The organism is Cellulomonas sp. ACRRI (assembly GCF_022346185.1).
In the GTDB taxonomy this organism is placed as follows: domain Bacteria; phylum Actinomycetota; class Actinomycetes; order Actinomycetales; family Cellulomonadaceae; genus Cellulomonas.
This window is the reverse complement of sequence record NZ_JAKRMS010000160.1, coordinates 1-8034: the sequence shown is the minus strand read 5'-3', so window position 1 is coordinate 8034 and position 8034 is coordinate 1. Positions and strand designations below refer to the sequence as shown.

Genomic DNA, 8034 nt, shown 5'->3' with positions numbered 1-8034 from the left:
AAGAGACAGGCGGGGCGTCAGCGCGGGCGTCTGGCGGTCGGCGCGCCGGTGCCGCGTGCGGCGCGGGCGGGGACGCGCCCGGCAGCGCGCGGGGCCCGTGGGGCGCGCGGGGTGGCGACGGGGCCCGGGTCCGCGGGCTCGGTCGGGGGCTCTGCGTCGGGTTCCGCCGCCGTCGGCTCGTCGGCGTCCGTCGCGGGGTCCGCGACCGACTCCGGGGTCGCGCCCGCCGCAGGTCCGGGGGCCGCCTGCGCGGCTGTACCCGCCGCGGGTTCCGAGGCAGCGTCCGAGGTCGCGCTCGCGGTCGGCCCGGACGCCGCCCGCGAGGTCGCGTCCGCGGTCGGTCCAGGCGCCGCCGCCGACGCCTCGTCGACCGCCGGTTCCGGGCCCGTCTCCCGGGCGGCGCCCGGGCCCCCAGGCGAGCCGGCGTCCGCCGCGCGCGCCGCCGCCCGCTGCGCCCGCGCCCCCGAGCGCCAGCGGCCGAGGCTCGCCGCGCCGAAGACCAGCACCGCGCCCCCGAGGAGCACGATGATGACGGCGCGCAGCCGGCTGGAGAACTGCTCGGTGGCGTCGTCGGGCGGCGTGAGGAGCAGCGGCGTGAACAGGTACCGGTCGTCGGCGCCGTTGACCCGCTGGAGGTCCTCGAGCTCGGCTGCGAGCACCGTGCCGACCGCGGTCGCGGTGGCGATGGCGGCCTCGGGTGTGGGGCCCACGCCCGTGATGTCGACGACGAAGCCGGTCCCGCCGACCCCGGGGCCGACGCCGTAGTCCGTCCCGACCCCGTCCGCCTCGAGCTGCCGCACGGTGGACGCGGACCCCAGCCGGGCGATGACCGCGTCCGTGATGAGGTTCGTGTCGGCGGACCGCAGGTACGGGTTGTCGCCGTTCAGCGCCGCGAGCGCCGGGTCGCGCTCCAGCTCCTCGGTGGTGGGCACCGCGGGGTTGACCAGGGCGTAGGTCGAGGTCGCCTCGTAGCTGCGCGGCGCGAACCCGTACACGTACGCCGCCGCGGCGAGGGTGAGCAGCAGCGCGGGCAGCACGTACCAGCGCTGCTGCCACAGCGTCCTCAGGACGTCGGTCGGGTCCACGGCTCCTCCTCCTGACGCACCAGCAGCCACGCCGCCCCCGACAGCCCGACCAGCGCGGGGAACAGCAGCGCGAAGACGGGGAAGGACAGCGAGTCGAACGTGAGCGAGCACACCGCGCCCGCGAGGGTGCCGGCGGCGAGGGAGCCGGCGAGGCAGCGCAGCGCGGGCGACCGCGCGGCGCGGGCGGCGTGCAGGCCCGCCACCCCGGGCAGCACCAGGTAGACGACGGTCGCGGCGACCCCGACGGCTCCCGTGGTCACCAGCGCGTTCAGGTACTGGTTGTCCAGGATGTGCAGCGCGTCCTCCGGCATGTAGTTCCCGGGTCCGAGGCCGAGCAGCGGGTGCGCGTCGAACATCGCCACCACCCGCGGGTAGTTGTCGAGCCGGGTCGAGATCGAGGGGTCCGACGCGTCGGCCCCGAGCGCGCCCCCGAGCGTGCTCACCAGGCCCGGCACGGACAGGAACAGGCCGGCGACGGCCACCGGCGCGGCCACCAGCACCCAGCGGCGCGCGGTCCGGGGCAGGAACGGCAGCACCACGGCGGTGGCGACGGCGAGGCCGAGGATGCCCGACCGGGAGATGCTCACGGCGACGGCGACCACCAGCAGGCCGGTGCGGAGCAGGTGCGCCCACCGGCGGCCGGACCGGTCGTAGACGGCCCGCCAGATCGACAGCGGCAGCAGCATCGAGGCGACCACCCCGAGCTCGATGGGGGAGAAGGTGGTCCCCGCGACCCGGACGAGCGCGCCGCGGGGCTGGAACGGGGTGTCGCCGCCGTTCGGGGTGAACCCGGGCATCACCCACGGCGCCCAGTCCACCGGGTCGACGTGCACCAGGAACTGCACGAGGGCGACCACGCAGCAGACGACCGCACCGTCGAGGAGCGCGCGGGCGCACTGCGCGGCACCGGTCGCCGTCCGCGCGCACTCGGGGACCACGGTGACGAGCGTCGCGCTGGCCAGCACGAGCAGGAGCCAGCGCTCGCCGGCGGCCCGGGTCACCTCGGTGCTGCCGCCGGTCGTCCCCAGCCAGAGCGCCGCCGACGACGCCACGGTGGCCAGGAGCAGGGCCGCCACCGCGAGCCGGCCGGGGTGCCGGGCGGTGAGCGGGTCGTGCAGACCCCAGGCCCACGAGGCGATCCAGAACGCGCCGAGCAGCAGCGTCAGCAGCATGGGCACCGTCCCGGCGGCACCGATCGGGGCGATCACCATGCTGGCCGGCGCGGCACCGATGGTGACCAGGGCGGCGCGCAGCAGCAGCGGCACGCCCTGCTCGGGAGCGGTCGCCGCGGCGGCCGGCGCCGCGGGCGGTCGCGGCAGTACGGCGGTCACGGGGCGGCGCACCCCGGCGCGGCACCGGGGTCGTGGTCGTAGCGGTACAGGTGCACGGCGAGGCCGTCGGCGAACGCGTCGGTGAACGCCCCGTCCGCGATCGTGAGGCTGCGGTCCTCGCCGAGCACGGTGACGGTGCCGCCGGCCGCGCACCGCAGCTCGAACCGCACCGTCGCCGCACCGTCGGTGGCCGCGGCGAACAGGTACTGGTCGCCGCCGTCGACCTTCACGACGGCGTCGACCGGGCCGTCGGGCCGGACGGCGCCGTCGAGGAACGGCGCGGTCAGCGCCGGGCGGAGCTCGGCGAGCTGCCGGTTCAGGTCCGTCACCCACGGCCGGACGGCGGCACCGCACGGCTCGCGCAGCAGGTGGAACGACTCGCAGTCGCCCCCGAAGCTGTGGTTGAAGTAGACGACGCCGCGTGCCCCGTGGATGACGCTGCTCCACACGGCGGCGCGCACCTGCGGCCCGGTGATCGTCGGCGCGTCGTCCTCGGAGAACGGGTGCCCGAGCTCGACGAACGCCCAGACGGGCCTGCTGCCGGGCGGGTCGACGAGGGAGCGGACCCGGTCGACCGTGCGGCCGTAGTTCGCGGCGCGCCGGCACTCCGGCTCGGTGAGGGGCTGCCCCCCGGCGAGCAGCAGGCCCCCCTCGTGCCCGCCGCAGATGTGCGGGTCGGTGAACCAGTAGGTGTCGGCCGAGACGACGTCGGCGTAGTCGTTGACGAACCGGGCGGCCTCGGCGTCGTCGAGGCGGAACGCCACGCCCTTGCCGTAGTTCGCGTAGGTCAGCGCGTCCGCGGGCAGTCCGGCCCGCACGGCGGCCTGGACCGTGTAGCCGCAGGGCGTGTTCGCCGGGTCGCAGACCTCACCCTGCCCCGGCCAGAGCCCGGTCCAGCCGCTGTCCCCGGCGCCGGCCCACATGTCCACCTCGTCGGCGAGCACCCCGCCGGCCGCGCGCGGGTCCTCGCGGCCGACGAGCGCGGCGAGCCCGGTGCCGTCGAGCAGGGCCAGGTCGGAGTCCGTCGTGAGGTCGACGTAGGTGGTGAGCCCGGCCGCGCTGTCGAGCACGACGTCCCCGGGGTCGGTGACGCTCTCCAGCCAGACGCCGACCGGGAACGCGCGCTGCCCGGGCGGCAGGGTCGGCTCGAACCGGTCGTAGTACCCGGGGCCGCCGTCGACCTCCCGCCACGCGAGGGCGCCCCACGACGGCTCGGGGGCGGGGGACGGCGACGCGGTGGGCTCCTCCGTCGGCCCCGCGCACGAGCCGAAGCACACCCCGGCGACGACCAGGCCGGTGCAGATCCGGCGGGCGGCGCTCACCGCGGGCCCCCGACCGCCGGGCGCGCCGCGGGCGCGGGGCCGGTGCGTGCGGGCGCGGGGCCGGTGCCGGCGGGCGCGGCGCCGGTGCGTGCGGGCGCGGCGCCCGTCGCCGGGCCCACCAGGTCGAGGAGCGTGCGCGCGCCGCGCCCGCTCGCGTACCCGGCGGCGACGTGCTCCCGGCCCGCCGCGCCGAGGGCCGTGGCGAGGGCGGGGTCGGCCGCGAGCCGGGCCACCGCCGCCGCGAGCGCCTCCGGGTCCCGCGGGGGCACCAGGAGGCCGGTCCGGCCGTCGGCGACCAGCTCGCCGACGCCGCCGCCCGCGCACACCACGACCGGCAGCGCCATCGCGAGCGCCTCCATCACCGCCACCCCGAGCGGCTCCGCGTGGCTGGCGAGCGCGAACACGTGGGCGGCGCCGAGCTCGGCGCGCACCCGGTCCTCGCCGACCGCGCCCGGCAGCCGCACCCGGTCCGCGAGGCCGAGGGCGCCCACGAGCGCCTCGAGGTCGCGGCGGTGCCCCGCGCCGCCCCGCTCGTCCTCGCCGAGCACCACGAGCCGTGCGTCGAGCCCGCGGTCGGCCAGGCGGCGGACGGCCCGCAGCAGGTCGTCGTGCCCCTTGGCCGGGTTGAGCCGCCCGCAGGCGACCAGGCGCAGCGGCCCTGCCCCGGGCCACGGGCGGTAGGGGAGCGCCCGGGTGAACGCGACGTCGTCGACGCCCATCGGTGCGAGCGCGACGACGGCGGGAGCGTCCGGGCCGAGCGCCGCGCGGACCTCGCGTCGCAGACCGGCGGTGATGGCGAGGGCGAAGGCCGCCCCGCGCCACTTGCCGCGCTGGTTGCCCCCGTAGTCGGCCAGCGGTCCGTGCAGCGTCAGGCTGTAGGGCGGCCCGCCGAGCAGCCGGGCCAGTGCGGCCACCTGGGCGGCGTCGCCGCAGGAGTGCACGTGCAGGTGCTGCCAGCCGCCGGCGACGGCCAGCCCCGCGAGCCGGGCGGCCGCGAGGGTCAGGCCGGCGGCGCGGGCGGCGGCGCGCAGGCGCACCGGGACGCGGCGGGAGCCGGCCGTCCGGGCGCCCGTCCCCGGGGCGGCCCCGGCGGCGCCGGCCGCCCCCGCGGCCGCAGCGGCCCGCGTCTCGCGCAGCACCGCCCGCCACCGGCCCGTGGTGACCGCTCGGGCGAGCACCGCCGCGACCCCGGCCGCCGCCTCCGGTGCCGGGTCGGCGAGGTAGGTCGTGCGCTCCGCCGCCTCCCGCGCCCACGGGTGCGCCGCCGGGCGGCGGGGGCGGCGCGTGGAGACCAGGACGGGGCGCGCTCCCGCCCTCTCCAGCTCCGCCACCTCCCGCCAGAAGAACGCGTGCGTCTGGCCGGGGAACTCGGGGACGAGGTAGCCCAGCACGACGCCCCCGGGCGCCGCGGGTGGCGCGCCGGTGCGGCGCCGGCGGGCGGTCACCGGCGACTGCTCTCGTCGCGCTCCCAGCGGGCCGGGCGTCCCGCCCGTGACCTCGCACGGGCCCGCGCCCGGCCGAGGGTGACGAGCACGGCGTACGCCGCGGCGTCCAGCGCGCTGCGCGGCCCGCGCACGGTCCGCAGCAGCGCCCCGGCGGTCCGACCCGGTCCGCGCACCGGGACGGGGACCGGCGTGGTCGTCCCCGGGTCGCCCCCGCCGGGCGGCGCGGTCACCCGGCCGTCCGGCCGCGCGGCGGCCGCCGCCCCGGTCCGCGCCCGCACCTCCGACGTGCCGCGCGCGGTCCGCGCGAGCACCCGCACGAGGCTGCGCGCGGTGCGCGGCGCGACCACGCGCACCGGCGGCGCGTCCACCACGCCCTTCTCCCCGGGCGCGAACAGCGCGTCCACCCACAGGTCGTCCGCCAGGACGTCGGGGAACCGGCCGAGCCGCGCGTGCCCGCGCTCGGACAGGCCGTAGACCCCCGCGCCCCACAGGGCGTCCCGCGGGCCGGCCAGCCGTGCCCGGGCCCGGTGGAACGCGCGCACGGGCGCGGAGGCGCCGGCCAGGTCCACCGCCGCGGGCGGGCGCGCGGCGAGCCACGGGCCCTCCGCGAGCGCCCGTAGCGTCGCGGCCACCGCCGCGGGGACCGCGGCCACGTCCGCGTCGAGGTAGACCCGCGGGTACTGCCGCACGGCGCGGTCCCCGGCGTCGAGCGCGCGCGGCTTCGACGCCTCCGGGATCTCCAGCACCCGGACGCCGGGGAACCGCCGCGCGACGGCGGCGGTGGCGTCGCGGCACCCGTTGCACACCACGACGACCTCGACGCCCGCGGCGCGGGCCCACGGTGCCAGGCCGGCGAGCGTGCGGCCGATCACCGCCGCCTCGTCGTGCGCCGGGACGACGACGGCGCCGCCGAGGGGCGCCCGGAGGGCGACGGCGGCGGCGCCCGAGGGGGCCCGCTCGGGGACCTCGGCCGGCGCCGCGGCCGCCCCACCGGTCTGCGTGAGCCCGGTGGGCACGCCGCGCGGCAGCGCCCGGCGGGCGGAGGGCAGCAGCAGCGCCCGCACCGCCGACCGGTGCCCGGCGTCCCAGGTGCGCGCCACCGACGCGGCCGCCGTGACCGCGAGCGTGGCGGCGGCGAGCGGCGCGGCGTGGTGCTTGCGCGCGTACCGCACGCGGTTCACCTGGAGCAGCGCGGTGAGCTCGGGGCCGCGGCCGGAGCCGCCCGCGGCGTGCCGGACGCGGGCCGCGGGCTCGAACCACACCTCCCACCCGGCGTCCCGGGCGCGGCGGCAGTAGTCGGTCTCCTCCGAGTAGAGGAAGAACCGCTCGTCCCAGGGCCCGACCGTCCGGGCGGCCTCCGCGCGGACGAGCATGGCGGCGCCCGTCCCCCAGTCGACGGGGTGCGCCCAGGCGTAGGCCGTGGGGTCGCGCACCGTCTCCGACAGCCAGCCGGGCCGGTCGCCCAGGAACCGCCCGAGGACCGCGTCGCCGAGGGACCGCGTGACCGACGGCTCGCGGCGCAGCGAGGGCTGGACCGCGCCCGCCCGGTCGAGCAGCAGCGGCAGCACGATGCCGGCCCGGCCCCGCTGCAGCCGCGCGAGCAGGGCGGGCACGGCGCCCGGCTCCAGCACCAGGTCCGCGTTCAGCACCAGCGTCGCCGGGACGTCGCCGAGGCGCGCGAGACCCACGTTGATCCCGCCGGCGTACCCGACGTTGCCGTGCCCGGTGAGGGTGAGCACGTCGGCGTGCGCACGGGCCCGCCGGACGGTGCCGTCGGACGACCCGTTGTCGACGACCACGACCCGCATCGGCGTGCTCGCGGCCTCGAGCCGCAGACTGCCCAGCAGCCGGTCGAGGTGCGCCTCGTTGTCGTAGGTGACCACCAGCACGCCCAGGGACGCCGGGGCGTCCGCGGTGGCGAAGGCCGGGACCGCGGCGGTCCGGCGCTCGGCCTGCGTCGTCACGTCCGCGCCGCCGCGTCCGGCGTCCCGGGCACCAGCACGAAGCTGCGCCGCGCCAGCACGTCGTAGGCGGGCGGCCCGTCGAGCAGGTACCGGCGGGCGAGCCGCCGCGGCTCGTGCGCGAGCCGCCACGCCCACTCCCAGCCGTGGTCCCGGACCGCCTCCGGGGCGCGCTGCGCCGCACCGGCGAGGAAGTCGACGACCGCGCCGAAGGCGAGCAGGACCGCGGCCCCGGTCAGGGGGCCGTACCGCGCGATCCACCGTTCCTGCCGGGGCTTGCCCAGGCCGACCACGACGACGTCGGCGGCGGCGTGCCGCACGAGCGCGGCCCAGGCGCGGCACGCGGCCGCGTCGTCCAGGTCGCGCCGCGGGGGCGACCAGGTCCCGGCGACCGCGAGCCCGGGCCGGTCGACGGCCAGCCGCGCCACCAGCGCGTCCAGCACCTCGGGCCGGCCGCCGAGGAACCCGACCCGGAGGCCGTCGGCCGCCGCGCGGTCGAGCAGCGGCTCGATGAGGTCGCTGCCCGCGAGCCGCGGCCAGGCGTGGCCCGTGAGGTGGTCGGCGCGGCGGACCAGCGGCGCGCCGTCCAGGAGGTTGAGCCAGCGGACCGGCGGCAGCCCGTCGAGCGGGTCGTCCGCGGGCGGGCCGGTGGGGTAGGGGTCGCCCGCGTCCGGGTGCGCCCAGGCGAACGGCACCAGGGACGACGGGCCGTGGTAGCCGAAGTGGTGGATGTGGTCGAGGTTGGCGCTCATGACGCCGAGGGGCCAGGTCGCGCCCCGCGTCGCGTGGCCGACGACGGTGTCGACCGCGCCGGCGGTCTCCAGGAGGTCGACCGGCGTGCCGCCGAGGAGGACGCGGGGCCAGGGGAGGGGAGCGGGCATGCGTCACCG

At 79.5% G+C, this 8034-nt stretch carries 6 protein-coding genes; all 6 read right to left on the bottom strand.

Annotated features, from left to right (window positions below):
- Positions 1-17 precede the first annotated feature (17 nt).
- From MHY85_RS19090 to MHY85_RS19065, 6 genes are read right to left on the bottom strand one after another with little or no spacing between them, the layout of a single operon-like run.
- The gene (locus tag MHY85_RS19090; RefSeq protein ID WP_239199590.1) at positions 18-1085 is read right to left on the bottom strand and encodes a hypothetical protein; all 1068 of its coding nucleotides are present in this window, start codon (positions 1083-1085) and stop codon (positions 18-20) included.
- Positions 1064-2416 carry an O-antigen ligase gene (locus MHY85_RS21970; RefSeq protein WP_239199587.1) on the bottom strand — a complete coding sequence of 451 codons (1353 nt, stop codon included), beginning with the start codon at positions 2414-2416 and terminating at the stop codon, positions 1064-1066. Before MHY85_RS21970 ends, MHY85_RS19090 begins: the two co-directional genes overlap by 22 nt.
- Positions 2413-3738: a hypothetical protein gene (locus MHY85_RS19080; RefSeq protein WP_239199583.1), complete on the bottom strand. Its 1326-nt coding sequence runs from the start codon at positions 3736-3738 to the stop codon at positions 2413-2415. Before MHY85_RS19080 ends, MHY85_RS21970 begins: the two co-directional genes overlap by 4 nt.
- A complete protein-coding gene (gene epsE, locus MHY85_RS21675) occupies positions 3735-5183 on the bottom strand; it encodes an exopolysaccharide biosynthesis GT4 family glycosyltransferase EpsE (protein WP_239199580.1) in 1449 nt (482 codons plus the stop codon). The genes MHY85_RS19080 and epsE overlap by 4 nt, the downstream gene beginning before the upstream one ends.
- Positions 5180-7147: a glycosyltransferase family 2 protein gene (locus tag MHY85_RS19070; RefSeq protein ID WP_239199577.1), complete on the bottom strand. Its 1968-nt coding sequence runs from the start codon at positions 7145-7147 to the stop codon at positions 5180-5182. Before MHY85_RS19070 ends, epsE begins: the two co-directional genes overlap by 4 nt.
- Positions 7144-8025 carry a WecB/TagA/CpsF family glycosyltransferase gene (locus MHY85_RS19065; protein ID WP_239199574.1) on the bottom strand — a complete coding sequence of 294 codons (882 nt, stop codon included), beginning with the start codon at positions 8023-8025 and terminating at the stop codon, positions 7144-7146. Before MHY85_RS19065 ends, MHY85_RS19070 begins: the two co-directional genes overlap by 4 nt.
- Positions 8026-8034 lie beyond the last annotated feature (9 nt).